The sequence below is a fragment of the Streptomyces sp. NPDC001903 genome (assembly GCF_042891345.1).
Taxonomy (GTDB): Bacteria; Actinomycetota; Actinomycetes; order Streptomycetales; family Streptomycetaceae; genus Streptomyces.
Genome location: NZ_JBIASZ010000007.1, coordinates 68,551 through 94,491, shown reverse-complemented (window position 1 = coordinate 94,491; position 25,941 = coordinate 68,551). Strand labels below are relative to the sequence as shown.

The 25,941-nt window shown below is 74.4% G+C and carries 26 protein-coding genes; 12 read left to right on the top strand and 14 right to left on the bottom strand.

The annotated features are described in order from the left end of the window. Positions 1-40: 40 nt before the first annotated feature. Both hemG and hemQ read left to right on the top strand, forming a co-directional pair. Complete coding sequence (hemG, locus tag ACFYZS_RS17875; RefSeq protein WP_389013456.1) at positions 41-1,495, top strand: protoporphyrinogen oxidase; 1,455 nt, start codon at positions 41-43, stop codon at positions 1,493-1,495. Between the two features lie 47 nt (positions 1,496-1,542). Then, complete coding sequence (gene hemQ / locus ACFYZS_RS17870) at positions 1,543-2,256, top strand: hydrogen peroxide-dependent heme synthase (protein ID WP_030154553.1); 714 nt, start codon at positions 1,543-1,545, stop codon at positions 2,254-2,256. A 131-nt stretch (positions 2,257-2,387) separates the two neighbouring features. On the opposite strand, the gene ACFYZS_RS17865 is transcribed toward hemQ, so the two are convergent. The 5 genes from ACFYZS_RS17865 to ACFYZS_RS17845 all read right to left on the bottom strand — a co-directional run bounded on the left by ACFYZS_RS17865 (position 2,388) and on the right by ACFYZS_RS17845 (position 8,257). Next, positions 2,388-4,079, bottom strand: a complete 1,692-nt coding sequence (locus ACFYZS_RS17865) for an alpha/beta fold hydrolase (RefSeq protein WP_389013454.1) — start codon at positions 4,077-4,079, stop codon at positions 2,388-2,390. Between the two features lie 99 nt (positions 4,080-4,178). Beyond that, positions 4,179-4,940 (bottom strand): TIGR04222 domain-containing membrane protein, encoded by a 762-nt coding sequence (locus ACFYZS_RS17860; protein WP_389013451.1) that lies wholly within the window; start codon positions 4,938-4,940, stop codon positions 4,179-4,181. A 32-nt stretch (positions 4,941-4,972) separates the two neighbouring features. Then, a complete protein-coding gene (locus tag ACFYZS_RS17855; RefSeq protein WP_389012892.1) occupies positions 4,973-6,061 on the bottom strand; it encodes a TIGR04222 domain-containing membrane protein in 1,089 nt (362 codons plus the stop codon). After that, the gene (locus ACFYZS_RS17850) at positions 6,058-7,371 is read right to left on the bottom strand and encodes a DUF692 domain-containing protein (RefSeq protein ID WP_389012889.1); all 1,314 of its coding nucleotides are present in this window, start codon (positions 7,369-7,371) and stop codon (positions 6,058-6,060) included. The genes ACFYZS_RS17855 and ACFYZS_RS17850 overlap by 4 nt, the downstream gene beginning before the upstream one ends. Before the next feature lie 118 nt (positions 7,372-7,489). Then, positions 7,490-8,257 (bottom strand): aminoacyl-tRNA hydrolase, encoded by a 768-nt coding sequence (locus ACFYZS_RS17845; RefSeq protein WP_389012886.1) that lies wholly within the window; start codon positions 8,255-8,257, stop codon positions 7,490-7,492. Positions 8,258-8,328: 71 nt separating this feature from the next. Here ACFYZS_RS17845 and ACFYZS_RS17840 point away from each other — a divergent pair, with 71 nt between their 5' ends. From ACFYZS_RS17840 to ACFYZS_RS17825, 4 genes are read left to right on the top strand one after another with little or no spacing between them, the layout of a single operon-like run. Continuing rightward, complete coding sequence (locus ACFYZS_RS17840) at positions 8,329-9,003, top strand: AIM24 family protein (protein ID WP_389012883.1); 675 nt, start codon at positions 8,329-8,331, stop codon at positions 9,001-9,003. Then, positions 9,000-9,815: an ATP-binding cassette domain-containing protein gene (locus tag ACFYZS_RS17835; protein ID WP_389013449.1), complete on the top strand. Its 816-nt coding sequence runs from the start codon at positions 9,000-9,002 to the stop codon at positions 9,813-9,815. The genes ACFYZS_RS17840 and ACFYZS_RS17835 overlap by 4 nt, the downstream gene beginning before the upstream one ends. Next, positions 9,812-10,471 (top strand): ABC transporter, encoded by a 660-nt coding sequence (locus ACFYZS_RS17830; RefSeq protein ID WP_389012880.1) that lies wholly within the window; start codon positions 9,812-9,814, stop codon positions 10,469-10,471. The genes ACFYZS_RS17835 and ACFYZS_RS17830 overlap by 4 nt, the downstream gene beginning before the upstream one ends. 14 nt (positions 10,472-10,485) lie before the next feature. Further along, on the top strand, positions 10,486-10,686 hold the full coding sequence (locus tag ACFYZS_RS17825; RefSeq protein ID WP_389012878.1) for a hypothetical protein: 201 nt from the start codon (positions 10,486-10,488) through the stop codon (positions 10,684-10,686). A 16-nt stretch (positions 10,687-10,702) separates the two neighbouring features. Here the strand turns inward: ACFYZS_RS17825 and ACFYZS_RS17820 are convergent, their stop codons facing one another. From ACFYZS_RS17820 to zapE, 5 genes are all read right to left on the bottom strand, one after another. Next, entirely contained in the window at positions 10,703-11,629 is a 927-nt protein-coding gene (locus tag ACFYZS_RS17820) for a polysaccharide deacetylase family protein (RefSeq protein WP_389012875.1), read from the bottom strand. A gap of 84 nt (positions 11,630-11,713) precedes the next feature. Next, positions 11,714-12,622: a PPK2 family polyphosphate kinase gene (locus ACFYZS_RS17815; protein WP_389012872.1), complete on the bottom strand. Its 909-nt coding sequence runs from the start codon at positions 12,620-12,622 to the stop codon at positions 11,714-11,716. An 81-nt stretch (positions 12,623-12,703) separates the two neighbouring features. Beyond that, positions 12,704-14,044 (bottom strand): alkaline phosphatase PhoX, encoded by a 1,341-nt coding sequence (locus ACFYZS_RS17810; RefSeq protein WP_389012869.1) that lies wholly within the window; start codon positions 14,042-14,044, stop codon positions 12,704-12,706. Positions 14,045-14,133: 89 nt separating this feature from the next. After that, positions 14,134-14,559 (bottom strand): OsmC family protein, encoded by a 426-nt coding sequence (locus tag ACFYZS_RS17805; protein ID WP_030863232.1) that lies wholly within the window; start codon positions 14,557-14,559, stop codon positions 14,134-14,136. A 73-nt stretch (positions 14,560-14,632) separates the two neighbouring features. Next, positions 14,633-15,745, bottom strand: coding sequence for a cell division protein ZapE (zapE, locus tag ACFYZS_RS17800; protein ID WP_389012866.1), 1,113 nt, complete (start codon positions 15,743-15,745; stop codon positions 14,633-14,635). A gap of 36 nt (positions 15,746-15,781) precedes the next feature. On the opposite strand from zapE, the gene ACFYZS_RS17795 reads away from it, so the two are divergent. The 4 genes from ACFYZS_RS17795 (at position 15,782) to msrB (ending at position 19,143) form a co-directional block, all read left to right on the top strand. Then, a complete protein-coding gene (locus tag ACFYZS_RS17795) occupies positions 15,782-16,585 on the top strand; it encodes a pyrimidine reductase family protein (RefSeq protein WP_389012863.1) in 804 nt (267 codons plus the stop codon). 148 nt (positions 16,586-16,733) lie between these two features. Continuing rightward, positions 16,734-17,201 carry an indole-3-glycerol phosphate synthase gene (locus ACFYZS_RS17790; protein WP_266634243.1) on the top strand — a complete coding sequence of 156 codons (468 nt, stop codon included), beginning with the start codon at positions 16,734-16,736 and terminating at the stop codon, positions 17,199-17,201. Positions 17,202-17,316: 115 nt separating this feature from the next. After that, positions 17,317-18,714 carry a UDP-N-acetylmuramate--L-alanine ligase gene (gene murC / locus ACFYZS_RS17785; protein ID WP_389012860.1) on the top strand — a complete coding sequence of 466 codons (1,398 nt, stop codon included), beginning with the start codon at positions 17,317-17,319 and terminating at the stop codon, positions 18,712-18,714. A 21-nt stretch (positions 18,715-18,735) separates the two neighbouring features. Next, the gene (gene msrB, locus ACFYZS_RS17780; protein ID WP_389012857.1) at positions 18,736-19,143 is read left to right on the top strand and encodes a peptide-methionine (R)-S-oxide reductase MsrB; all 408 of its coding nucleotides are present in this window, start codon (positions 18,736-18,738) and stop codon (positions 19,141-19,143) included. A gap of 6 nt (positions 19,144-19,149) precedes the next feature. Here msrB and ACFYZS_RS17775 read toward each other — a convergent pair whose 3' ends face one another. The 4 genes from ACFYZS_RS17775 to ACFYZS_RS17760 all read right to left on the bottom strand — a co-directional run bounded on the left by ACFYZS_RS17775 (position 19,150) and on the right by ACFYZS_RS17760 (position 22,020). Continuing rightward, positions 19,150-19,893 (bottom strand): hypothetical protein, encoded by a 744-nt coding sequence (locus ACFYZS_RS17775; RefSeq protein WP_389012854.1) that lies wholly within the window; start codon positions 19,891-19,893, stop codon positions 19,150-19,152. 19 nt (positions 19,894-19,912) lie between these two features. Further along, entirely contained in the window at positions 19,913-20,842 is a 930-nt protein-coding gene (locus ACFYZS_RS17770) for a hypothetical protein (RefSeq protein WP_389012851.1), read from the bottom strand. A 90-nt stretch (positions 20,843-20,932) separates the two neighbouring features. After that, positions 20,933-21,379: a response regulator transcription factor gene (locus ACFYZS_RS17765; RefSeq protein WP_389012848.1), complete on the bottom strand. Its 447-nt coding sequence runs from the start codon at positions 21,377-21,379 to the stop codon at positions 20,933-20,935. A 5-nt stretch (positions 21,380-21,384) separates the two neighbouring features. Next, complete coding sequence (locus tag ACFYZS_RS17760; protein WP_389012845.1) at positions 21,385-22,020, bottom strand: LuxR C-terminal-related transcriptional regulator; 636 nt, start codon at positions 22,018-22,020, stop codon at positions 21,385-21,387. A 322-nt stretch (positions 22,021-22,342) separates the two neighbouring features. Between ACFYZS_RS17760 and ACFYZS_RS17755 the strand changes: the two genes are divergently transcribed. Together ACFYZS_RS17755 and ACFYZS_RS17750 are read left to right on the top strand one after the other, a co-directional pair. Continuing rightward, the gene (locus tag ACFYZS_RS17755; protein WP_389012842.1) at positions 22,343-25,573 is read left to right on the top strand and encodes a type 2 lanthipeptide synthetase LanM family protein; all 3,231 of its coding nucleotides are present in this window, start codon (positions 22,343-22,345) and stop codon (positions 25,571-25,573) included. A gap of 90 nt (positions 25,574-25,663) precedes the next feature. After that, positions 25,664-25,891 (top strand): hypothetical protein, encoded by a 228-nt coding sequence (locus ACFYZS_RS17750; RefSeq protein ID WP_389012839.1) that lies wholly within the window; start codon positions 25,664-25,666, stop codon positions 25,889-25,891. Positions 25,892-25,941: the final 50 nt, after the last annotated feature.

Sequence of the window (25,941 nt, the reverse complement as noted above, 5' to 3'; positions counted from 1 at the left end):
CCGAACGGTCTGAGACGATGTGTCCATGCACGAAGCGGACATGCGTACGGACGGTACGGCCGAGGCGGCCGGCGAAGGCGCCCCGGCCCGCCACGCCGTCGTCATCGGCGGCGGCATCGCCGGCCTCGCCGCGGCCCACCGGCTGCTCGCCGACGGGATGCGCGTCACGCTCCTGGAGGCCGGGCCGCAACTCGGCGGCAAGCTGCTCGCCGGTGAACTCGCCGGCGCCCCCGTCGACCTCGGCGCCGAATCCGTGCTCGCCCGCCGCCCCGAAGCCCTGGAGCTGGCCCGGGCCGTGGGCCTCGCCGAGGCCCTCCAGGCGCCCGCCACCGCCACCGCCCACCTGTGGACCCGCGGCGCCCTGCGGCCGATGCCGCGCGGCCACGTCATGGGCGTCCCCGGCGACCTGGCACCGCTCGCCGCCTCCGGAGTGCTCTCCGCCGAGGGCCTGGCCCGCATCGAGGCCGAACGCGAGCTGCCGCCCGCCGAGATCGGCGAGGACGTCGCCGTCGGCGAGTACGTGGCCGCCCGGCTCGGCCACGAGGTCGTCGACCGCCTGGTGGAGCCCCTCCTGGGCGGGGTCTACGCCGGCGACGCCTACCGCATCTCCATGCGCGCCGCCGTCCCGCAGCTCTTCGAGGCCGCCCGCACGCACGCCTCGCTGGGCGAGGGCGTACGCGAACTCCAGCGGCGGGCGGCCGCACAGCAGTCCGGGCAGGCCGGACGGCCCGTCTTCGCGGGCATCGACGGCGGCATCGGCCGGCTCCCGCAGGCCGTGGCCGAGGCGTGCCGGGCGGCCGGGGCGCGGATCAGCACCGGCACCCCGGTGCGCGAGCTCCTGCGCACCGCCGGAGGCTGGAAGGTCGTCACCGACGCCGGGGCCGTCGACGCGGACGCCGTGGTCCTGGCCGTCCCGGCCGGGCCCGCCGCCCGCCTGCTGGACGGGCTCGCGCCGGCCGCCGCCGCCGAGCTGCGGAGCGTCGAGTACGCCTCCATGGCCCTGGTGACGATGGCCTTCCGCCGCTCGGAGCTGCCCGCAGCGATCACCGGGGGCGGCGCGAGCGGGTTCCTCGTACCGCCCGTCGACGGGCGGACCATCAAGGCCTCCACCTTCTCCAGCAACAAGTGGGCCTGGGCCGGGGCCGACCCCGAGCTCTTCCTGCTGCGCACCTCGGTCGGCCGCCACGGCGACGAGGGCGACCTGGGGCGCGAGGACTCCGAGCTGGTCGACGTCTCGCTGCGCGACCTGGGCGAGGCCGTGGGCCTCGCGGCCCGGCCGATCGCCTCCACCGTCACCCGCTGGGAGGGCGGGCTGCCCCAGTACCCGGTCGGCCACCTCGACCGCGTGGACCGGATCCGCGGCGCCGTCGCGGCCCTGCCCGGCCTCGCCGTGTGCGGCGCGCTGTACGAGGGCGTGGGCATCCCGGCGTGCATCGCGAGCGCCGCGGGCGCCGCCGACGTGGTGAAGGCCACGTTTGCCGGGGTTTCCGCGTAAGGGACCCCTGGCACCGACCACTGATCAGCACACGGGACAATGGACACATGACTGCACCAGAGAAGATTCCCAACGCGGGGAAGAAGGCGAAGGACCTCAACGAGGTCATCCGCTACACCCTGTGGTCCGTCTTCAAGCTGAAGGACGTCCTGCCCGAGGACCGCACCGGCTACGCCGACGAGGTCCAGGAGCTGTTCGACCAGCTGGCCGCCAAGGACATCACCGTCCGCGGCACCTATGACGTCTCCGGCCTGCGCGCCGACGCGGACGTCATGATCTGGTGGCACGCCGAGACCTCGGACGAGCTGCAGACCGCGTACAACCTGTTCCGCCGCACCAAGCTCGGCCGCGCGCTGGAGCCGGTGTGGTCGAACATGGCCCTGCACCGCCCGGCCGAGTTCAACAAGTCGCACATCCCGGCCTTCCTGGCCGACGAGGTCGCGCGCGACTACGTCAGCGTCTACCCGTTCGTGCGCTCGTACGACTGGTACCTGCTGCCCGACGAGGACCGCCGCCGCATGCTCGCGGACCACGGCAAGATGGCCCGCGGCTACCCCGACGTCCGGGCCAACACGGTCGCGTCCTTCTCGCTGGGCGACTACGAGTGGATGCTGGCCTTCGAGGCCGACGAGCTGTACCGCATCGTCGACCTCATGCGTCACCTGCGCGCCTCCGAGGCCCGTATGCACGTCCGTGAAGAAGTGCCCTTCTACACCGGACGCCGCAAGTCCGTCGCCGATCTGGTGGCCGGACTCGCCTGATACCTCCCCTGGGGGGAAGGAACCGGAAGACCGCTCTCTTGACTGGGGAGCGGCCCCCGGTGGATCGGGAGGCTGGTCCGGATGACGGCCTGACCCCCGAAACGACGCAGCCGGAGACCCCGCCCGGAAGTTCAGACGACTGGCGGCAGCAGAGCCCTGGGTACCTTCCCGGGGCCTCTTGCTGCCCGGTCGTCCAGCGACACCGGTGCGGGCTCCGGATGCGGCGCACACGTGACACGCCACCCCGAGGTGTCACCCGTGAGCAAGTACCGCTCCACGTGACGGTCCACGCAGTCATTGCGCCCGCCGACCACTCCGTGGGCCCCCGCGCCCTCCTCCGTGACCAGCGCGGCCTCGGCGCCGAGCCGCCGCTGCAGCTCCAGCGCACCCGGGTACGGGGTGGCCCCGTCCCGCTCCGCCGCGACGATCAGGGTGCGGGGGAGCGCCGCCGGCCGGGCGCCGACCGCCACCGGCCGCTGCCGCTCACGCACCGGCCAGTACGCGCACGGCAGGTTCAGGAAGGCGTTGGCCCAGGTCTCGAAGGGTGCCCGGCGGGCCAGTTCGGTGTTGTCGCGGTCCCAGGTCTCCCACCGCGCGGGCCAGGCGGCGTCGTTGCACAGCACCGCCGTGTACACCGCCCGCGCGTTCTCGCGGGCGGCCGCCGACTCCGGGCCCTGGCGTGCCTGTTCGGCCAGCGGGCCGGGGTCGCCGGCCAGGAACGCGCCGAGCGCGGCCGCCCGCTCCGGCCACACGTCGTCGTAGTACGCCGCCTGGAGGAAGGCGGCCTGGAGCTCGCCGGTCCCCACCGCCCCGCCCGCCGGGGTGCGCGCCACCGCCTCCCGTACGCGCTCGTAGCTCGCCTGCACCGCCTCCGGGGTGGTGCCGAGCCGGTACGCGGCGTGGTGGCGGGCGGCCCAGGCGCGGAAGTCGTACCAGCGCCGCTCGAACCCCTGGGCCTGGTCGAGGTTGTTGACATACCAGATGCGGCGGGGGTCGGGGTTGACCGCGGAGTCGAGGACCATCCGGCGGACGTGGCCGGGGTGGACGGTGGCGTAGACGGCGCCCAGGTAGGTGCCGTACGAGGCGCCGAGGAAGGTCAGCTTCTCCTCGCCGAGCGCGGCGCGCAGCACGTGCAGGTCGCGGACGTTGTCGAGGGTCGTGTAGTGCGTGAGGGCCGCGCCGGCCCGCCGCGCGCAGCCGCGGGCGTAGGCCCGGGCGTCGGCGACGCGCTGCCGCTTGTACGCGGGGGAGGGCTCCGCCGGGACCTGGGTGGGACCCGTCCCCCGGTCCGCGGGGTCCTCGCAGGACAGCGGGGCGGAGCGGCCGACCCCGCGCGGGGCGTAGCCGACGAGGTCGTAGGCGGCGCCGATCCGCTCCCACTCGGGGAGATCGGCGACCAGCGGGAAGAACATCCCGGAAGCACCGGGTCCGCCGGGGTTGTAGACGAGTGACCCCTGCCGCGCCGCCCCGCCGCGCCGGGTGGCGGGGACCCGGCTGACGGTGAGCGGGATCTGCGGCCCGTCGGGCCGCGCGTAGTCCAGCGGCACCCGCAGGATCGCGCAGCGCACGGGGGAGGGCAGCTCCTCGACGGCGGGGCACGCCCGGAAGTCCAGCCCGCCGGCGCCCGCGGCGAGCGCGGCCGCCTTCGCGGCCCGGCTCGCGACGAGTTCGGCGCCCGCGTCCGCGGCGGCCGCCCGCGCCGCGGCATCCGCGCCCGCGGGGTCCGGGCCCGGGACGGTGGCGTGGGCGTGGGGCGTCGGGATGCACAGGGTGAGGGAGAGGACCGCCGCGGCGACTGCGCAGCGGGCGAGCGGAGTCCGCATCATGGGCCGCCTTCATCTCTTCGGATGAAGCGATCAGATGCTCCGTACGGGGCCTTGTACAGGACCGCCGCCCGGTGTCGGGCGCAATCCCCCCGTTGCCTACGCCAGCGCCGCCCGGAGGGCGGGATCCGCCAGCACCCGGACCCCGCGCAGCGCCACGGCCGTGAGGGTGTCCCCCTCGCCGCGCTCGCGGTCCAGCGCGACGAGCAGCCGCTGCCCGGCCGGGGAGGCCCACGCGGAGTACGGGTACGTCTCGAAGCGGGCGATGGCCAGGCACCCCAGCGTGAGCAGCAGCGGCAGTGCGAACCAGGACAGGATCACCGCCGCGGTCGTCCCCTCCTCCGGCACGCACAGCGCGGCCGCCGCCAGCGCCGCCACCCAGGCGGCGGCCCGCCGCACGGCCCGTACCCCGCCCGCCACGCCGCTGCGGGCGGCGGCCGGCAGCGCCAGGCCCGCCGCGTGGAGCCGGTCCGCGAGGGCCCGTACCGCATCGTCCCGGGCCGCCGCGCCGCGTACGACGGCCACCGGGGCCTGCCCCTGCGGTCCGAGCGCGCCCAGTACGGACCGCTCGTGCGGATCCCGCCCCACCGGGTCGACCACGGTCGCCCAGCCGGTGTGGGCCAGCAGCAGCCGGCGCCCGCGCTGCATCGAGAGCAGTGTCAGCTCGGCGACGCGCCGGGGGCCGCCGGCGAGGTACGCGGCCTCGTACAGGTTCAGTTCGTCAGGGCGGCGGCCGGCGCCCGCATGGCCGTCGGGCGGCGCGGGCGCGGGCAGCGAGGCCACGGCGGCGGCCCTCAGCAGGAGGGCGCACGACGTCAGCACCCCCGCCCAGGCCATCAGGAGGAGCAGGACCCAGAACATGGCTGACTCCCACGGGGTGGAGAAGTGCCCGGTCAGGAACTGCTGCTGCCGCAGCTCGAACCGGACGAACTGCTGCAACTCGAACTGCTGCTGGAGCAGCTGGAACCGGAACCGCCGGAGCAGCTGGAGCCGCTGGAACAGCTCGAACCACCGGAACAACCCGAACCGCCGCCCGAACAACCGGAACCGCTGCTCCCGCAGCTTCCGGAGGAGGATCCGCCGTCACTGCCCGCGCACCATACGACGGGCAGGACCTCGGCGGAAGACCCGCAGTAGACACCCGAGGACGAGGACGAGGACGACGACGACGAGGAGGTGGACGAGGGGGAACCGCGCCGCGCGCTGCGAGCCTGGGCCGCCGCCAGCCTGGTCCCGCGGGCGGCCGTCACCAGCTGCTCCCGCAGGGCGGGGTCCCGCAGCCCCCGCAGCCCGTACAGGGCCGTCTGCACGTGCGGGGTCTGGTCGTTCATGTGGTGCGCGCGGATCTCGCGCAGGGCCGCCCGCCCCGCCGGGGTCAGCCGCTGCCGGGCCCGGGCGGCGAGGACGCATCCCATGACGATCCCGGCCAGCAGCACCGGGAGCACCTTGAGGACGAACGGCACCTGCGAGCCGGAGCCCGACTCGAGCGCCATGGCGACGAACGTCAGGGGCAGTGACGCCACCACCCACACCGCGCACACCACGACCTGGGCCAGCCCCCAGCGCCGCCACCGCCGCCCGGAGCCGGGCACGGCGAGCAGCCCGCGGGCGGCGAGCGCGTCACCGGTCTCCTGGACGGCCGGGTCGAGCATGGCGGCGTACCGCACCTGGTAGAGCCAGCCCGACGGCGCCTGCCGCAGGGCCTCGAACACGGCCCGCTCGGCGAGGTCGCCGGCCCGTGCCCCGGACCGCAGCGCCACGATCCCCGGCCCGCCGACCACCAGCCGGCCGTCGCCGAGCAGCGAGACGAGCGCGGAGTCCACGACCGCGCCGGGGCCGCCGGCCGTGAACGCGGCCTCGGACAGGTCGTGCAGACGCGGCGCCGGGCGGACCGGGCGCGGCCGGGAGCGGCGCACGCCGAGGAACAGCACGAGGGTGGAGACGATGACGGCGATCCAGATCGCGACGGCGAGGACGTTCATGCCGCACGCCCCACGAGCGTCCGCGCCCAGCGCACGATCCGGCGCGGCGGCCGCGCCCCGACCCGGTCCTGCCACCAGGTGGTGAGCCGCCGCCGCGCGGCGGGGTCGGCGGGCAGGTCCCGGATCAGCAGGTGCTCGGCGAAGTCGAGGGCGTCGCGCCGGTATCCGGCGGTCATCGGACGGCTGCGGGCGTACGCGAGGAAGGCCTCGCGGTACGGCGCCTCACCGCCCAGGATCCCGGGCAGCTCGGGCGCCAGCCCGGCGACGATCCCGGCCCGCTTCGCGGCCAGCGCCCGCGCCTGCACCCGTACGCGCCGCCGGTCGAACCCCTCGGGCACGGGAGTCCCCGCCACGAGCGCCGACAACAGCGCGGCCTGCTCCACCCCGACCCGTACCCGGGCGCGCTCCGGCCCGGCGGGCTCCTCGCCCTCCGGCGCCCGAGGGTCCGGGGCGCTGCTTCGGGGCACGGGGGACGGGTGGACCGGGGACGGCCCCGCGAGGTCCGCCGCCTCCCGGATGGCGGCCAGTTCCCCGGCCAGCTCCGCCTCGGCCGGAAAGTCGTCGTCCCGCTCCAGCAGCACACCGGGAGGGGACACCCGCTTGCGCAGCTCGGCCAGGATGTCCAGCACCACCTCCGGCACGGGATGCGCATGCGTGTCGTGCCACACCCCGTCCCGCTCCACGCCCCCGGCGACGTGCACGTACGCCAGCGCCTCCAGCGGGATCGCGTCGAGCACGGCGAACGGGTCCTCGCCCCGGTTCACCCGGTTCGTGTGCAGGTTGGCGACGTCGATCAGCAGCCGGACCCCCGTCCGCTCCACCAGCTCCGTCAGGAACTGCGCCTCCGTCAGCTCCTCCCCGGGCCACGAGATCAGCGCGGCGATGTTCTCCAGGGCCAGCGGCACCGGCAGCGCGTCCTGCGCGATCCGGACGTTCTCGCAGAGCACGTCCAAGGCGTCCCGCGTCCGCCGCACCGGCAACAGGTGCCCCGCCTCCAGCGCGGGCGAGGAGGTCCGTACGAAGGCGATGTGCTCTGTGACGAGCGGCGCCCCCAGCGCCACCGCCCGCTCCCCGAGCGCGGCCAGCTTTGCGGGGTCGGGCCGGTCGGCGCCGCCGAGGCCCAGCGAGACCCCGTGCGGGACGACGCGCACCCCGCGCTCGCGCAGCCGCAGCAGCGGGGCGGGCAGGTGGCCGGGGCAGATGTTCTCGGCCACCACCTCGACCCAGTCCAGTCCCGGCAGCCGCTCCACCGCGTCAGCGATCTCCGGCCGCCATCCGATGCCCACCCCCAGGTGCGCCATGGTGTCCATGTCCCCTCGCCCCCTCTCGTCGGTCGTGTGCCGGTGTGATGGCCCCGACGGAGTCGGGCCAATCGCGGAGAGGGACGTTCAGAGCAACATTTGAGGTTCCTGCCCGGCGCCGCCGGTGTCAGCCGGCCGCACCGCCGGCGAGCCGGGCCCGCAGCGCCGGGTGGTCCGCGACCACCGTCGCCGAGCCGGGCGCGATCTCCGTGAATCCGGCGTCCCGCACCACCGGCAGGCCGCTCGCGCCCAGTTGCGCCCACTGCTCGCGCGGGGCCGTCCGCACGGCCAGCCGGAAACCGGAGTCCTGCCAGGCGGTGCGCTCGGCTCCGGTCAGCTCCCACCACGCCAGCTGCGCCGCGTGCCCGGCCTGGGCCATCGCCTTGCCGGCGGACATCTCCAGCTCCGGGTTGAGCCACAGCACCGGAATCCCGGGCGCGGCCGGAGCGACGGGCTCCGGGTCGTCCAGGTCGGTCCCCGAGACCTGGAGCTTCGCGAGCTCCTTGGGCCACCCGTCCAGGGGCACCGGCGGGAAGACCCGTACCTCCGCCATGTCACCGTGCACCGTGACTCCGGGCAGGGTCCCGGCCTTGCGCCACTCCGCCCCGCGCGCCCGCCGCACCACCTTCCGGATCCGTGCGTCCTGCCAGTCCCGGACCGCCTCCGCCCACTCGCCCCCGCCGTGCGCCCGCTCGTCGGTCAGCAGGACCAGCACGGCGCGGGCCGCCGTCTCCAGCGCGTCCGTCCGGGCCGGCGGCTCGGCCTTCTCGATCCGCACCACGAGGGGCAGGACGAACTGGGGGGCCTCGTCGCGGGCGGCGTGCTCCCGGCGGAAGGGGCTGTCCGCCCCGACCGCCGGTACCTCTGAAGTGTGGTTCCGGTGCTGGCTGCTCATCCCGCCAAGGATGCCAGGCTCCCCCTTCAGGATGATGCCGCGGGGTGCTCGGGCGGGTGAGGATCGAGCCCATGAAGAGCGACCTTTTCGCATCCGGGAACCTGGCCCAGCCGGCCGCCGCTCCGGGCATGACCCTGCAGAACGCCAAGTCCGTGAAGTACACCGTCAACGGTGAAATGCTGGCCCGCCAGGGCTCGATGGTCGCGTTCCGGGGGGACCTCCAGTTCGAGCGCAAGGGCCAGGGCATAGGCGGCATGCTCAAGCGCGCCGTCACCGGCGAGGGCCTCGCGCTGATGTCCGTACGCGGCCAGGGCGAGGCCTGGTTCGCGCACCAGGCCGCCAACTGCTTCATCATCGACTTCGAGCCCGGCGACGCCCTGACCGTCAACGGCCGCAACGTGCTCTGCTTCGACCCGACGCTCTCCTACGAGATAAAGATGGTGAAGGGCGCCGGCATGACCGGCGGCGGCCTCTTCAACAGCCTCTTCACCGGCACCGGAAAGCTCGCCGTGATCTGCGACGGCCACCCGATCATCATCCCGGTCACGGCGCAGAACCCCGTGTACGTGGACACCGACGCGGTGGTCGGCTGGAGCGCCCGGCTGGAGACGGGCCTGCACCGCTCCCAGTCGGTCGGCTCGATGATCCGCGGCGGCTCCGGCGAGGCCGTCCAGCTGATGCTGCGCGGCGAGGGCTTCGTCATCGTCCGCCCCAGCGAGGTGACCGAGACGGCGGCGGCCCACTGAAACTGACCGGTGTGGGCCGACGCCACGGACTGCGGCGGCCCTGGGTGCTGCGCGGGGTCGCCCTGGACCTGCCGCCGGGCGCCCTCGTGCGCATCGAAGGCCGCAACGGCGGCGGCAAGTCCACCCTGCTGCGGATCATCGCGGGGATCGACACCCCGTCCGAGGGGCGCGTCACCGGGCGGCCGCGCCGCACCGCGTACGTGCCGGAACGCTTCCCGGCCGCGCTGCCGCTCACCGCGACGGCCTACCTGACCCACATGGGCCGGGTGCACGGCCTCGGCCGGGCGCAGGCCGCGGGCCGGGCGGCCCACTGGCTGGAGCGGTTCGGCGCGGCCGCGTACGCGCGCACCCCGCTCGCCGAACTCTCCAAGGGCAGCAGCCAGAAGGTGGCCGTCGCCCAGGCCCTGCTCGCCGAGCCCGGGCTGCTCGTCCTCGACGAAGCCTGGACCGGGCTCGACACCGCCGCCCGCGCCGAGCTGGACCGGGCCGTCGTCGAGCGGACCGCCGCCGGGGGCACCGTGGTCTTCGTCGACCACGACCCGGCCCGGCTCGCGGGCGCGGCCGACGCGCACCACCGGGTCGAGGGGACCGCGCTGGTCCCCGTAAAGGAGCCGGCCGCCGCGGGACCGTACGTACGGATCGAGGCCGCCGGACCGCCGGGCGCCGAGCCGCCCCCCGGGCTGGCCGCCGCGCCCGCGCCCGGCGGCGGCCTGCTGCTGACGGTGCCCGCCGCCCGGTCCGACGCGGTGCTGCGCGAACTGCTCACCGCGCCCGCGCCCTGGCACATCCGCGCCGTGGAGGAACTCCCGTGACCGGCCTGCTGCGTTACCAGGGAGCGCTGCTGCTGCGCTCCCAGCGCTGGATCGCCCCGCTCCTGCTGTACGCGGCCTTCCTGGCCGCCGGGGTCCGGCCGGGCGACCCGCTGCTGGACTCGCTGGGCTTCGCGGCCGCCGGGCTGGTGCCGATCACGGCCTGGCTGGTCCGGGTCTGCGTGACCAACGAGCCGGACGCCGCCCGCGACTGCGCGGCCGCCGCGGCCGGTCCCGTACGGGTGCACGCGGCGGCCCTGCTGACCGCGCTGGGCGGGGCGCTGCTCGCCGGGGCCGCGGGCACGGCGGCCGTGCTGCTGATGGGCGACTCCGGCCGCGCGGAACACGTGGATGCGCAGGACGCCGCCCTGGCCGGGGTGGTGGCGGCCCTCGCGTGCGCGCTGACCGGCGCGGCCGTGGGGGCGCTGTGCAGCCGGCCGCTGCTGCGCCCGACGGGGGTCGCGGTCCTGGCGGGCGGCCTGGGCTCGCTGCTGGCCTGGGGCCTCGCCGGCTCCCCGGCGCGCAGCGCGGTGACGGCGCTGGTGGAGGGCTCCCGGGCACACGCCGTGACGCTGCCGGTCGGGGCCTTCGCGGGGGCGCTGGCGCTGGCCTGCGGGGCGGGTGCCGTGGCCTGCCTCGCCGGCGCGCGGCGGAGCTGAGTAGGCTCGCGGACATGGACGAAGTGGACGCGCCGACCGGAACCGAGTCGTACTGCGCCGCCCCCGCGGCCCCCGTGGCGCGGGTGGCCGGGCCGCCGTACGCGGACTGCGTGGAGTGCGGCAAGCCCACCGAGTACGGGGTCGCGACCCCGGGCCGGGTGCTGTGCCCGGTGTGCGAGTGGCAGGACGCGCAGCGCTCGGCCTGTTCCGGCTGAGGCCGCGCGCCCGCGCCTACTTCCCGATGAGCTCGGAGACCTTCACGAAGCGGTAGCCGCGCCCCCGCAATTCGGGGACGATCTTGCGGATGGCCTCCTCGGTGACGGGGGCCGCGCTGCGCGTGCAGTGCATGACCACCACCGAGCCGGGCTTCACCCCGGTGAGGACCTGTTCGGCCACCGCGTCCGGGTCCTTGGCGAAGGCGTCCCCGCTGACCACGTCCCACTGGACGGCCGTGACCTTGGCCGTGGAGATGGCCCGCAGCGCCTGGTCGTTGTAGCAGCCGCCGGGGAAGCGGAAGTACGGGACCGTGTTGACCGCGCCGGCCGTGCGGAAGGCGGCGAAGGCCCGGTCCACATCGGCCCGGGCGGCGGCCGCGTCGAGCGCGGGGAGCCCGTAGCAGGGCGAGGTGAAGGCGTGGTGGCTGTACGAGTGGTTCGCGATCTCGAAGTTCGGGTCGGTGCCGATGGCCTTGGCCTGGTCCGGGTACTCCTCGGCCCAGCGGCCGGTCATGAAGATCGTCGAGGGCACCTTGAGCGTGCGCAGCGTCGAGATGAGCTGCGGGTTGTCGAAGTGCTCCCCGTCCGCGGCGCGCGGCCCCTGGTCGGAGGTCATGTCGGCGTCGAAGGTCAGCGCGACGGTCTTGTCGGTCTGCTGCTTGGCCCGCTCGAAGACCGGGGTCAGGCCGCCCGGGCCGGGTGCCAGGGTCGGGGCCTTGGCGGGCGGCGGGGCGGCGGCCGGAGAGGAGCCGGCCGCCTGCGGCGCGCCTGCGGAGGCGGCGGCGGACGGCGCCGCGGAGGCCCCGGGGGTGCCCATACGGGCGGCCTGGTGGCCGGAACCGGATGCGGAGCCGCCGCTGCCGCCCCCGCATCCGGCGAGGGTGGTGCAGAGAGCGGCACCGAGGGCGGCCGCGACCGCCACATTGCGCACAGAAAGGGTCACGGACGCAAAATATATGACCATCTGCCAAGCGGACCGCAGCGGCGCGGACGCGGGCATACGAATCGCCCGACCGCGTGACGGGCGTCAGGTCTCCAGCAGCCGCTTGCGGCTCTCCTCCACGTCGAAACCGGCCGGGGGATAGCGCGGATCCAGCTCTTCCAGATGCTCCAGCAACAGCTTGGTGATCGCCCAGTTGCGGTACCACTTGCGGTCCGCGGGGACGACGTACCAGGGCGCCGCGTCGATGGAGCAGCGTTGCAGGGCCAGCTCGTACGCGTGCCGGTACTCGGGCCACAGGCCGCGGTCGTCGATGTCGCCCGGGCTGAACTTCCAGTGCTTGTCCGGGTTGTCCAGCCGCTCCAGCAGCCGCTCGCGCTGCTCCTCGCGGCTGATGTGGAGGAAGACCTTCACCAGGGTGACGCCGTCGTCCGCGAGGGACTGCTCGAACCGGTTGATCTGGGCGTAGCGGCGGTTCAGCTGACTGCGCGACACCAGCTCGCGGACGCGGGCGACGAGGACGTCCTCGTAGTGCGAGCGGTCGAAGATGCCGATCTCGCCCGCCAGGGGCAGGGCCTTCCTGATGCGCCAGAGGAAGGGGTGCGCGTGCTCCTCCGGCGTGGGGGCCTTGAAGGACCTGATCCGGCAGCCGGCGGGGTTGAACAGGCCGATCACGTGTTTCACCGTGCCGCCCTTGCCGCTGGTGTCCATGCCCTGGAGGACGAGGAGGACGCGGCGGCGCTCGCCCGCGGTGCTCGCCGCGTACAGCCGCTCCTGGAGGGAGGCGAGCGGCTCGGCCAGCGCGGCGGTGGCGGCGAGGCCGGCGGCCTTGCCGGCCGGGCCGCCGGGGGTCGATGCGGGGTCGAAGGCGCCGAGGTCGAGCCGCTCGCCGGCGGGGGCGCGCAGCAGCGGGCGCAGGGGGGCGTCCTGCCTCTTGTCCTTCTTGTTCTTCTTGTCGGTCTTGGTCTTCTTGCTCTTCTTGCTCTCCTTGGCCACCGCCGCCACCTACCCCGATCCGGTCGATTCCCTCCGATCCTCCACCACATCGGGCGGGGTCGCGAGGGCGCGGCCGACGCGTCAGTGCCAGGGGCCCGTCACGGCGAAGGTGGTCCCCGGGGTGTAGGCGTTGACGTACATCGTCCGTCCGTCGGGGGCGAAGGTGACCCCGGCGAACTCGCCCCACTCCGGGGCTCCCGGCTTGCCGATGTCCTCGGCGTTGCGGGCCATCGGGTAGACCTCGCCGCCGGGCGTGACGCCGAAGACGTACTGGTCCCCGCCGCCGTCCTCGCACACCATCAGGCCGCCGTCCGGGGCGAGGCAGATGTTGTCGGGGGAGTCCCCGGGCAACCGGATGTCGGCGGCCGGGCCGAAGAGCACGTCCAGGCGGATCGTGGAGCGCCGCGGGTCGTGGAACCAGACCTGGCCGTGGTGGTCGGCGGGCGCGCCTTCGAGGCGGCGGGCGTAGCTGGAGACGAAGTGGACTCCGCCGTCGCCCCAGTAGCAGCCCTCCAGCTTCTGCGCGTGGGTGATCCCGCCCGGCCCGAAGTCCTGGAACCGGATGGGGGTCCGCGCCGCCGAGGGATCCGGTACGGGGACCCATTCGACGGGGAACTCGGCGCCGGTCTCGTCCACGACGGACAGGTCGGCCAGGCCCGGGACGCGCATGGCGTGGAGGGCGCCGCCCGCGCGCAGGGAGCCGGGCCCGGCGAGGGGCCGCGCGGGCCGGAAGCGGTAGAAGAGCCCGAAGGGCTCCACGAAGGCGTCCTCGGTCTCGTACACGGTCCCGAGGTACGGGTCGACGGCGACGGCCTCGTGCGCGAAGCGGCCCATCGCGGTGAGCGGGACGGCGCCGCTGCGGTGCGGGTCGGCGGGGTCGACCTCGAAGACGTAGCCGTGGTCCTTGGTGTAGCCGGAGGTCCCGGCGCGGTCCTCGGTCTCCTCGCAGCTGAGCCAGGTGTTCCAGGGGGTGCGGCCGCCCGCGCAGTTGACGGCCGTACCGGCGAGGGCGACGCGCTCGGAGGTGACGCCGCCGCCGGGGTCGAGGTCGAGGAGGGTGCAGCCGCCGAGGGCGTGGGGGTCGTAGGTGAGGCCGTCGACGGCGGGGACGCGGAGGGCGGCGGTGGTGCGGTTCTCGTGGTTGCGGACGAGGCGGACACGGCCGGAGCCCGCGTCGAAGGCGGCCATGCCGTCGCAGTTGGCCGGTACGGGGCCTTCGCCGGAGCGCAGGGGGTCGCCGGCCCGGGAGAGCACGCGGTAGCGGAAGCCGGCGGGGAGGTCGAGCAGCCCGTGGGGGTCGGAGACCAGGGGGCCGTACCCCCGGCGGGGCAGCGGGACGGCGGGGGAGCCGCCGGCGAAGAGGGAGCCGAGCGCTCCGCTGAACGTGATGCCGGCGAGCAGGGTGCGGCGGGTGACGGACATCGGCGGCTCCCGGGGCGAGGGGGGTGACGGCCCCGTGTTACCACGGGCCCGCGCCCCCCTGCCCCGGACGCGCCGAGGCCGCCGGACCGTTAGATCAGCTCCGCGCTCAGGGTGATCGTCGTGCCCGTCAGGGCCTGGCTGACCGGGCAGTTCTTCTTCGCGTCCTCGGCGGCGGCGGCGAAGCCCTCCGCGTCCAGGCCGGGGACCTCGGCGCGGACCGTCAGGTGGATGCCCGTGATGCCCTCGCCCGGCTGGAAGGTCACGTCGGCCTTGGTCTCCACCCGGGTGGGCGGGGTGCCGGCGCCGTCGAGGCCGTGCGAGAGGGCCATCGAGTAGCAGCTGGAGTGCGCGGCGGCGATCAGCTCTTCCGGGCTGGTCTTGCCGTTCGCGGCCTCGGCGCGCGAGGGCCAGGAGACGTCGAACGAACCCTGACCCGAGGAGTCGAGGGTGACGACACCGGCGCCCTTGAGCAGGTTGCCTTCCCAGTTGGTGTGCGCGGTACGCGTGGTGGCCATGGTGGATCCCTTCGGAAGATGTTGGGAACGGCCGGACCGTCCCGGCTGGCGGGTCGGTCCGGCGCCCCCAAACCTACTGGGACACCAGGGGTTTCGCGTCGCGTGCCAGTGCGGTGAGCCTCGAGATGGCCCGGAAGTACTTCTTGCGGTAGCCGCCGTTCAGCATTTCTTCACTGAAGAGCTGGTCGAAGGGGACGCCCGACGCCAGGACCGGTATCTCGCGGTCGTACAGCCGGTCGGCGAGGACCACCAGGCGCAGCGCCGTCGACTGGTCCGGGACCGGGCCGACGTCGGTCAGGCAGACCGCCGCTATGCCGTCCGTGAGGGCGCCGTACCGGCTGGGGTGGACCTTGGCCAGGTGCTCCAGGAGCCCCGGGAAGTCGTCCAGGCTCGCGCCCTCGGTCGCGTACGCGGCCTTCGTGACCTGCTCGTCCGAGAACGGCGCCGGCGCCTCCGGCAGGCCGCGGTGGCGGTAGTCCTGGCCGTCGATGCGCAGCGGGCGGAAGTGCGCCGAGAGCCCCTGGATCTCCCGCAGGAAGTCCGCGGCGGCGAACCGGCCCTCGCCGAGCTTGCCGGGCAGGGTGTTGGAGGTGGCGGCCAGCGCCACGCCCTGCTCGACCAGCCGGCTCAGCAGCGAGGAGACCAGGACGGTGTCGCCCGGGTCGTCCAGTTCGAACTCGTCGATGCACAGCAGGCGGTGGCCGCCCAGGGTCTGGACCGTCTGCTGGAAGCCGAGCGCGCCGACCAGGTTGGTCAGCTCCACGAAGGTGCCGAAGGCCTTGAGCGCGGGCTCGGCCGGGGTGGCGTGCCAGAGGGAGGCCAGCAGGTGGGTCTTGCCGACGCCGTAGCCGCCGTCGAGGTAGACCCCGCGCGGGGCGGTGGGGGCCGGTGCCTTCTTCGCGAACCAGCGGCGCTTTCCGCCGCCGCTCGCGTGGGCTCCGCCCAGCCCGGCGGCGAAGCCGCTGAGCACGGTGACGGCCTGGGACTGGCTCGGCTGTCCGGGGTCCGGGTCGTAGGTGTCGAAGCGCACCGAGTCGAAACGCGGCGGCGGCACCATCTCGGCCACCAGCCGCTCGGCGGGCACGCGCGGCTCGCGGGCGCACAGGGCCTGCGGGCCGGCCTCGGCCGGGCCGGCTATCGGGGGTCGCCCGTAGGTGGATCCGGAGGTGGAGAGTGATGTTGACACAGCTCTTAACTCTACGGGGCGTGGCACACTTCACCGATGCGACGCCTGTTCCCTGTGACCGATCAGACACCGGCCGGCCCGGCCCCGGCCCCCGCGGACCGCGGCGACCGCAGCGACCGCGAGTGGTCGCTGGACGAGCTGGCGGAGGCGTACGCGTACCCCGCGCTCGGCCCGGAGGGCCACTGGCTGCGGGCCAACATGGTCTCCACGCTGGACGGCGCCGCCCAGCACGACGGGCGCTCGCAGCCGATCTCCAGCGAGACCGACATGCGGATCTTCGGCACCCTGCGGGCGCTGGCCGACGTGGTGGTCGTGGGCGCCGAAACGGTTCGCCAGGAGGGGTACCGTCCGGCCCGGGCGCGGGAGGCCTTCGCGGCCCGGCGCGCGGCCGCCGGGCAGGGTCCGGCGCCCGCGATCGCGGTGGTCACGGCCAGTCTGGACCTGGACTTCTCCCTGCCCCTGTTCACCTCCCCCCTCGTGCCGACCCTCGTGGTGACCGGCGCGGCCGCACCCGCCGAACGGGTGGCGGCGGCCGCCGCGGCCGGGGCCGATGTGGTGCTGGCGGGCGACGGGGCGGCCGTGGATCCGGCCCGGATCGTGGGGGAGCTCGCGGCCCGGGGGCTGCGCCGCCAGCTCACCGAGGGCGGACCCCGGCTGCTGGGGCAGTTCGTGGCCGCCGACGCGCTGGACGAGCTGTGCCTGACGATCTCGCCGATGCTGGCCGCGGGCGGGGCCCAGCGCATCTCCGGAGGGCCTGCGGTGGCGGTGCCGCACCGGCTGGCGCCCGCCTCCGTACTGGAAGAGGCCGGGTTCCTCTACACGAGCTACCGTCGGATCTGAGAAGAGGCGGAATTTGTTGTTCCGCTTAGCTTCCGGTGGGCACATACCTGGGCAGATGTATCCACGCAGGGTCCCGTGTGAGAGCGGGGCAGGATGGTTTCCGCAGGGGCCGGCCGACCGGCCCTGGCCCATGAAGGAGAGGGCGTCCGTGTTCACGAGCGTATTGATGATCGAGCAGCCGCTGACCAGCGTCGACGTGGACTTCGTCACCAGCCTGCACGGGGACGACCCGGTCTCCTTCCTGGTCCTCATGCAGCCCAGGGGCGACCAGGACCGGCTGCTGCGCGCCATCGACGACGTGGCACTCGGCGAGCTCCCCGAGGCGCTCCGCGAGGCCGACGTACCGGAGGGCCACGCCGCCCGCGGCCCGGCCGAGCAGGCGCTCGTCCACTCCCTGGAGGCCCTGCGCAAGAAGGGCGCCAAGGCCAGCGGACAGATCATCGAGGACCACCCGCTCGACAAACTCAAGGCCGTCGTCGAAGAGTCGAACGCCGACGAGGTGATCGTCTTGACCGCCCCGCACTTCGTCGAGGAGTTCTTCCACCGGGACTGGGCATCCCGTGCGCGCCACAAGGTCGGGGTTCCGGTGCTCAAGCTCTTCGCCCACAACGAATAGGCTGGCGTCCGACACACGCGCCGGGGCGACCGCGGGACGGCCGTCCGCACCGCCGGCCCCCGACGCGACCGACCCGTACCGCTCCGTACCGACCCGCACCTTGGGGAGATCCCGTATGACGCCGCCCGGCCTGCCGAACGCCATGGAACGTCCGCACTTCATCGGCATCGGCGGCGCCGGCATGTCCGGCATCGCGAAGATCCTCGCCCAGCGCGGCGCGCAGGTCGCCGGCAGTGACGCCAAGGACTCCGAGACCGCCCGGGCGCTGCGCGCCCACGGCGCCACCGTCCACATCGGGCACGCGGCCGAGCACCTCGCCTCCGACGCCACCTGCGTCGTCGTCTCCAGCGCCATCCGCGCCGACAACCCGGAGCTGGCGCGCGCCGCCGAGCTCGGCGTCCCGGTCGTGCACCGCTCGGACGCCCTGGCCGGGCTGATGGACGGCCTGCGGCCGATCGCGGTCGCCGGTACGCACGGCAAGACGACCACCACCTCGATGCTGGCGGTGTCCCTGTCGGCCCTGGGCCTGGACCCCTCCTACGCCATCGGCGGGGACCTGGACGCCCCCGGCTCCAACGCCCACCACGGCGAGGGCGACATCTTCGTGGCCGAGGCGGACGAGAGCGACCGCAGCTTCCACAAGTACACCCCGCAGGTCGCGATCATCCTCAACGCGGAGCTCGACCACCACGCGAACTACGCGTCGATGGACGAGATCTACGAGTCCTTCGAGACCTTCGTCGGCAAGATCGTCCCCGGTGGCACCCTGGTCATCGCCCACGGCCAGCAGGGCGCCGCCGAGATCGCCGCCCGGGTCCGCGCCACCGAGGGCCTCGACGTCGTCACGTACGGCGAGGAGGAGGGTGCCGACGTCCGGATCACGAAGATCACCCCGCGCGGTCTGACCAGCGAGGTCACCGTGGTCATCGACGGGCGGATGCTCACCTTCACCGTCTCCGTGCCCGGCCGCCACTACGCGCACAACGCCGTCGCCGCCCTCGCCGCCGGTGTGGCCCTCGGCATCCCGGTGCACAACCTGGCCTCCGCCCTCGGCAAGTACACCGGGGTCAAGCGCCGCCTCCAGCTCAAGGGCGAGGCCTCGGGCGTGCAGGTCATCGACTCCTACGCGCACCACCCGACCGAGATGACGGCCGACCTGGAGGCCATCCGCGGCGCCGCCGGGGACTCCCGGATCCTGGTCGTCTTCCAGCCCCACCTCTTCTCCCGCACCCAGGAGCTGGGCAAGGAGATGGGCCAGGCCCTCGCCCTCGCGGACTCCGCCGTGGTCCTCGACATCTACCCGGCCCGCGAGGACCCGATCCCCGGCATCACCAGCGAGATCATCATCGCGGCCGCGCGCAGCGCGGGCGCCGACGTCACCGCCGAGCACGACAAGGCCGAGGTCGCCGACGTCATCGCGGGAATGGCGAAGCCCGGTGATCTCGTTCTCACGATGGGCGCGGGTGACGTCACGGACCTCGGTCCGGCGATCCTCGCCCGCCTGTCGGACTGAGAACGAGGGAGCGGGAGAGTCATGTCGTACGAGGTCGAGAAGACGGACGAGCAGTGGCAGGCGGAGCTGACGCCGGCCGAGTACCAGGTGCTGCGCCTGGCCGGCACCGAGCCGGCGTTCCGCGGTGAGTACACCGACACCAAGACGGCCGGCGTCTACTCCTGTCGCGCCTGCGGCGCCGAGCTCTTCCGCTCCACCGAGAAGTTCGAGTCGCACTGCGGCTGGCCGTCCTTCTTCGACCCGAAGGACTCCGACGCCGTCGAGCTGAAGGCGGACGTCTCGCACGGGATGGTCCGCACCGAGGTCCTCTGCGCGAAGTGCGGATCCCACCTCGGGCACGTGTTCGAGGGTGAGGGCTACCCCACCCCCACCGACCAGCGCTACTGCATCAACTCCATCTCCCTGCGCCTCACCCCCGAGGCGGGCTGACGGGGATCACCCGGCGAGGCGGTCCACGGCGGGCAGGAACTGGTCGTAGAAGCGGGTCTTGAGGCGCAGGGCCCGCTCCTCCAGCTCCCGGAAGCGATCGGTGGACTCCTCTTGGGCGAGGAGCTCGGTCACCCGCGCGGCCAGCCGGTCGGAGTGGGAGCCGGACAGCAGGGACACCGTCGCCAGCGAGTGCGTCTTCGCGTCGTGGACGTGGTGCGGGAAGTAGAAGCGGGAGCGGTTCCTGCCCTCCTCGGTCAGCAGGGGCGCCATCCGCTCCCACAGTCGCCCGTACTCGACGGACACCAGCACCTCGCCCCAGAACCGCAGGATCGTCAGCAGCCGCAGGTCGGCGTCGGCGTGGCCGCCCGCGTCGGCGATCAGCTCCAGGGTGTCCGAGACGACCTCCTGCGTGTCGGCCGTGGGCCGGGAGGCGACCAGGTCCGAGCGGGAGATCCCCAGCCGCCGCATGTCCTGCGTCATGTCCTCCCGGTGCGAGGGCGTGTGGCCGTGGCCGTCCGGATACTCCTCCCGCAGGATGACCCGGGCGATCCGCAGCCCCGCCTCGTCGCGCAGCAGGTCGATCGCGAGGTCATAGGAGGGGGTGAAGGCGAGCGAGACGAAGCGCCGCTGGAGCAGGAGCGCGGCGAAGTCCTCCTCCGCAAGCCCGGTGACGTTCGCCAGGACCGGATGCGCCCGGAACCGCTCGATCAGTGCGTCTTCGAACCCGTCCAGGGCGTGCAGATCGTGCATGGCCGTACCTCTCCGTGGATCACAGGCTGATGTTTGCCACCGACGTGCGCCAGTCGAGGAGGTCCACGTCCTTGCCGATGCTCCACAGCGTGCGCAGCTCCTGCTGGACCTCTTCGCCCATGACGGTGTCCGCACCGTCGATCTCGATCTGGGTGGAGTCGATGGCGAGCTGGCCGTGCAGGAACGAACTGACCAGAAAATGCTGATCGGCCTTGAACACGGCGATCGAGGGAAGGGAGTTGTAGAGCCTCACCTGGAGGCGCGCCCGGCTCCCGGCCGGGATCTCCGCGTTCAGCTGGGCCAGCCCGGCGAGGCAGTATTCCACGCTGGCGCGCACGTTCACCGCGAGTGCCGGATCCCGCACCGCCCTGAGCGCCTCGTCCCGCAGCCCGGCCACCGGCGACGAGGGGTGCAGGAGCAGGATGCGTACGTGGACCTGCTGGTCGGCGAGTGCCTTGTGCATCGCGGCCTTGAGGTGGTGCAGGTTGGGGATCCACGTCTGCAGGATCACCAGCTCGTCCGCGGCGTTGCCGAGGAACCCGTTGAACACGTCTTCGGGGAAGCGGCTGTGCACCGCGACCACGCCGCCGTAGTGCTGCCGCTTGAGACGCCGGGCGATGGCGTCGATGTCCAGCTTGGACAGGTGCGCCTCGACGTTGGCGTTCAAGGTGTCGATCTTCGTCTGGACGCTGGTGTCCAGGGCCTTGACGTCGTCGTGGACCTCGTCGAGCCGTTTCAGGCGGTCGAGTTCGAGTAACAGGAAGACCGTCACCGTGCTCAGGATGAGCAGCGTGACCTTGGGGAGCGCGCCTCCGGGGGCGAGCGCGTCGAGCCATCCGAACAGGTCGGCCAGCAGGACCACCACACCCGACGCGGCCATCAGGCCGAGCGCTATCTGCTCCACCCTCCGCCGGACGTCCGCACTCCGACGGCGCATTGCGTCGCTCATGTTCCCCCGACCCCCGGCCCGAGCCTCCCGCCTGAGCGATGACCGTACACCCGTTGATCGACAGGCAAGGGCGACTTTCCGGCCAACGCGTCAGATGAGGCTGTGGCGGACGGCGCAGGCCACCGCGTGGGCGCGATTGCGGGCCTGGAGGCGGGACATGAGCTCGTAGATCACGTTCTTGATCGTGTGCTCCGAGCAGGACAGGGTGCGGGCGATCACCGCGTTTCCGTGGCCCTCCGCCATCAGCGTGAGCACCGCGGTCTGGCGGGCCGTGAGCCGCGGGGCGTCCGGCGGGGCCGGCGCACCCCGGCCGGCCGGGGTGCTCGCGCAGGCGGCTTGGGCGGAGGGGGCTGCGGCCGAGGTGGCCGCGCCGAGCAGGCGGACCAGGGCCGGGTAGGGCATCCGGCCGTCCCCGGCCTGGCGCAGCAGGCTGAGCCGGTCCGGGGCCGCGGGGCTCCGTACGGGCGTGATCTCGCGTGTCTCGTAGGCCTCGTACGAGGCGTACATCTCGCGCGTCTCGCGCGTCAGTTCGGCCACGGCGCTCACAGCAGGCCCACCCGCATCGCGTAGGCGACCGCGTGGGCGCGGTTGCGCAGCCGGAACCGCTGGGTGATGTCGTGGACGACGCTCGTCACGGTCCGCGGCGAGTAGCACAGCTGCTTGGCTATCTCGTTCGTCTCGTGGCCGTCGGCGACCAGCCGCAGCACGCTGCGCTCCCGGTCGCTCAGGCCCGCCGCCGCCCACGGATCCGTACCCCCGTGGGAGCCGCCGGCCGACCGGCCGCCGGCGCCGGAGCGCTCCAGCAGCCGGTCCAGGAGGTCCGGCGGAAGCGTGCAGTCGCCGCGGGAGGCGGCGAGGACGGCGCGCGAGAGGCGGGTGACGTCCGCCTCGCGGCGGCGCAGCAGCCCTCGGGCACCGGCCGCGATGGCGTGCAGGGCGCCGTCGGGCGCCAACTCGCCGGCCACCAGCACCACATCGGGGCGGGCCGGGGCGTCGCGGACGGTGCGCAGGACGTCGAGCTCGGGCCGGCCGACCTGGTCCACGGTCATGACCACGACCCGCGGGGCCTCGCCCGGGGAGGTCAGGGCCACCTCGGGGCAGGCGAACAAGGTGCTCTTGGTTCCGGCTTCCAGCACGGGGTCGAATGCGACGACGTCGACAGGGACGGGTACTCCCACCAGGTCCTCCGATGATCATCCGCCGGCCGGGGTGCCGGACAGGGCGGAAGGGGCACTGCACACAGGCTGCGGGTCGGGGGCCGGGTGCGGCATCGGGCCCCGGCCCCCACATTTGCCGACGGGCGCCCGCACCGGCCCGGATCCTGCGCGGGCAGGCCTCGAAGCCGCCCGCGACCTGCCGGAATCCGTACGCCGCGGCCCCGGTCCGCGGCCTTCCCACCACCCCGTACGCCGGGCCCGCGACCCCCATGGGGGCGCGCCCACGGAATATGGGGGATCGGCCCCCATGTGCGCGCCCCCCGCACTCTGCGAGTTTTCTCCTGTGACCAACACCGCCACCACCGCCGAAGAATCCCAGGTCGGGGGCCTGGCCCCCTCCTGGTGGGCCCGGGCCCTGAACCTGCGGGAGCGGCTCGCCGCCCCGGGTGCCCCGGTACCCGCGCCGGCCGACGCCCCCCACAGCCGACCGGCTTCCTGGTCCCTGGGGGACGCGGACGGCTTCGCGGCCCGGCTGGCGAGCCTGGGGACCACCGAGGACGTGGCGTACGCCCTCGCGGCGGAGGCCCCCGGCCGGCTGGCCGCCCGTACGGCCGAGCCCGAGTGGGCCCGCTCCATCGAACGGGCGGTGGCCGCGGCCCCCCTGGAGGCCCCCGCCAAAGCCCCCGCGGCGGCCGCCGACGCGGACGGCGCCGCGGTGTTCCTGCCCGCGCTGCGCCCCCTGATCGACTCGGCCTGGTCGGAGGCGGCCGCGCACCTCCACCTCGCCGACGGCGAACTCGACGCCGTACGGGCCGCCTTCGAGGAGCGGCTCGGCGACCGGCTGATCCGGCAGTCCGCCCGCACCCTGGTCCGCGAACTCCACCGGGCCCGTACGGAGGGCCTGTTGGCGGGGGAGACCCCGCGGGAGCGGTTCGCGGACTTCCTCGCCCGGCTCGGCACCCGGCAGGGCCTCGCCGAGCTGTTCACCCGCCACCCGGTGCTGGCGCGGATGCTCGGCCAGGCCTGCGGCCACGCGGCCTCGGCCACGGCGGAGCTGTTCGAGCGCTTCGCCGCCGACCGGCCGCAGATCGTCGCGGGCCTGCTGAACGGCGCCGACCCGGGCGCCCTCGTACGGGTGGACCTCGGCCGGGGCGACGTCCACCAGGGCAACCGGTCCGTGGCCCTGCTGCGCTTCGCCGACGGCTCGACCGTCGTGTACAAGCCCCGGCCGCTCGACCAGCACGTCCTGCTGGACCAGGCGGTCGGCTGGGCCAACGCCAAGGTGGCCGGCCTGGGGCTCAGGACGCCGCGCTCGGTACGCGGCGAGGGCTACGGCTGGCTGGAGTTCATCGAGCACGGCTGGTGCGCCTCGCCCACCGAACTGGACCGGTTCTACCGGCGCCAGGGCGCGCTGCTCGCCCTGCTGTACGCGGTCGACGGCGTGGACATGCACTACGAGAACGTCATCGCCTGCGGCGACCAGCCGGTGCTGGTGGACGCCGAGACCCTGCTGCACGCAGGCCTGCCGGCAGCCGTGACCTGCGGGTCCGACCCGGCGGCGGACGCCCTGGCCGCCTCGGTGTACCGCACCTGCCTGCTGCCGAGCCTGTTGATCGGCGAGAACGGCGCCATGGACATCTCGGCACTCGGCGGTGGCGACGGCGGCTCGTACCCCAGCGACGGACTGCGCTGGGAGGCGGCCGGAACGGACGGGATGCGGCTGCTGCGCGCCCCGGTGGCCACGGAGGCCGGGCAGAACCGGCCCGGCCCGCAGGGCAGGACGGCCGGCCACGCCGACCACCGCGCGGCGCTGCTGGAGGGGTTCCGGGCCGGCTACGACGCGATCACCGAGCACCGGGCCGAACTGCTCGGCAGCGGTGGGGCCGGGGCCGGGGCGGGGGCCGGGGCCGGGGACGACGGCGGGCTGCTGGCCCGCTGGGCGACCAGCCCGGGGCGCCTGATCGCCCGCTCCACCCGCCTCTACACGACCCTGCTCGACGAGTCCACCCACCCCGACCTGCTGGGCGACGCGCTGACCCGGGACACCGTACTCGCCGTGCTCTGGACGGAATCCGAGCACGACGCGGCCCGGCAGCGGCTGATCGAGGACGAGATCGCCGACCTGTGGTCCGGGGACGTGCCCCTCTTCTTCCACCACCCCTCGGACACCGCGCTGCGGACCTCCCGGGGAGACCGGCTCGAGGGGGTGCTGCCGGCCCCGAGCCTGCACGCCGCCCGCGCCAAGATCGCGGCCATGGGCGAGGTGGACCGCCACGACCAGGAGTGGATCATCTCGGCGACGCTCGCCGTCACCGGGGCCAACCTCAGCGTCGGCGGCCCCCGTTCGACCCTGGCCGGCCCGGCCGCGCCGGTCGTCGTCCCCGAGCCCTCCCGGCTGCTGGCCGCGGCCTGCGGGATCGCCGACGAGATCGCGGCCCGGGCCGTGCACGGCGGCGACCGCGTCAACTGGCTCGGCCTGGAGCAGGTCTCCGGCGACCACTGGGCCGTCCTGCCGATGGGCGGCGGGCTCGCCCAGGGCTACTGCGGGGTCGCGCTCTTCCTGGCCCAGCTCGGCGCCCTGACCGGGGCCGAGCGGTACACCGCGCTGGCCCGGCAGGCCTTACGGCCGCTGCCCGCGCTGCTCGCCGCGCTCGCCGCCGACCCCGAGCTGGGGGCCGCGGTCGGACCCGGCGCCCTGCACGGGATCGGCGGCATCGTCTACACGGCGGCCCGGCTGGCCCCGCTGCTCGGCGGGGACCTGGGCGACTGCCTGCCCGACGCGCTCGCCGCGCTGGAACACTGCGCCCTGGCGGAGACCGAGGAGGGCGCCGGGGAAGGCGCCGAAGGACCGGCCGACCTGGCCGACGGCCTCGCCGGAGCCCTGGCCGCCGCGGTCGCCGCGCAGCGCACCCACGGGTCCGTGGCGCGGGGCGTGGCCCGGCGGCTCGCCGACCGGCTGCTGGTCCGGGCCGAGAAGGGCCTCGCCGAACAGCGCCCCGCGGTCCCCGGCTTCGCGCACGGCGACGCCGGCATCGGCTGGGCCCTGCTGCGCTACGCCGCCGCCCTGGAGCAGGAGGGGGAGCCGGGGGCCGCGTACGCCCGGACCGGCGCGGCCCTGCTGCGCCCGGCGCTGGACGCGGCCCTGCTGCGCCCCGCCGAACTCGACTGGCACACGGGCCTCGCGGGCACCGCGCTGGCCGCCGCCGACATCCTCGGCGCCGATGCCCTCGGGGCCGACGGGCCGCGGATCCCCGCGGCGGAACTCGACCGGTGCGCCGCCCTGCTGGGCGCGCCCGGCGCCTCGTCCGACCTGAGCCTGCACAGCGGCGCCCTCGGATCCCTGGAACTGCTCGGCGTGCTCGCCGGGCGGGGCCACGACGGGGCCAAGGCGGCCCTCGGCCACCGGGCCGGGGAGATTCTCGGCCGACTCGAGGATCACGGCCACCGCTGCGGCACCCCCGACCACGTCCCGTCCCCCGGTTTCCTCACCGGTCTCTCCGGCATCGGATACGCCCTGCTCAGGCTCGGCTTCCCGGCGGCCGTCCCGTCCGTCCTGCTCCTCGAACCCGCATAGCGCGCCCGGTACTTCGCACCCCCGGCAACACCCCGCACTTCAGCATTGGGCACCACTCCCCGTCAGGCATCGAGAAAGGTACTCACCACCATGCAGAAGCCCCAGGTCACCGCCCAGTCCGTCGCCGCCGACGAGGCCGCCGCCGCGGCAGCCGGCCAGGCGCGGACCGAGGACCCGGCCGGCGGGATCACCCTGTCGGGACGGAACAAGGCGTGCGCCCGGGCCCGTGCCCTGGCCGGCGTGGTGCTCACCAGCGGCATCGTCATCACCCTGAGCTCGATCGACACGAGCGTCTCGGCCCCGAACGTCACCTGGTAGGCGCGTGTCCGATCTTCTCCGGATCTCTCCCGGATCTTCACCCCGCCTCT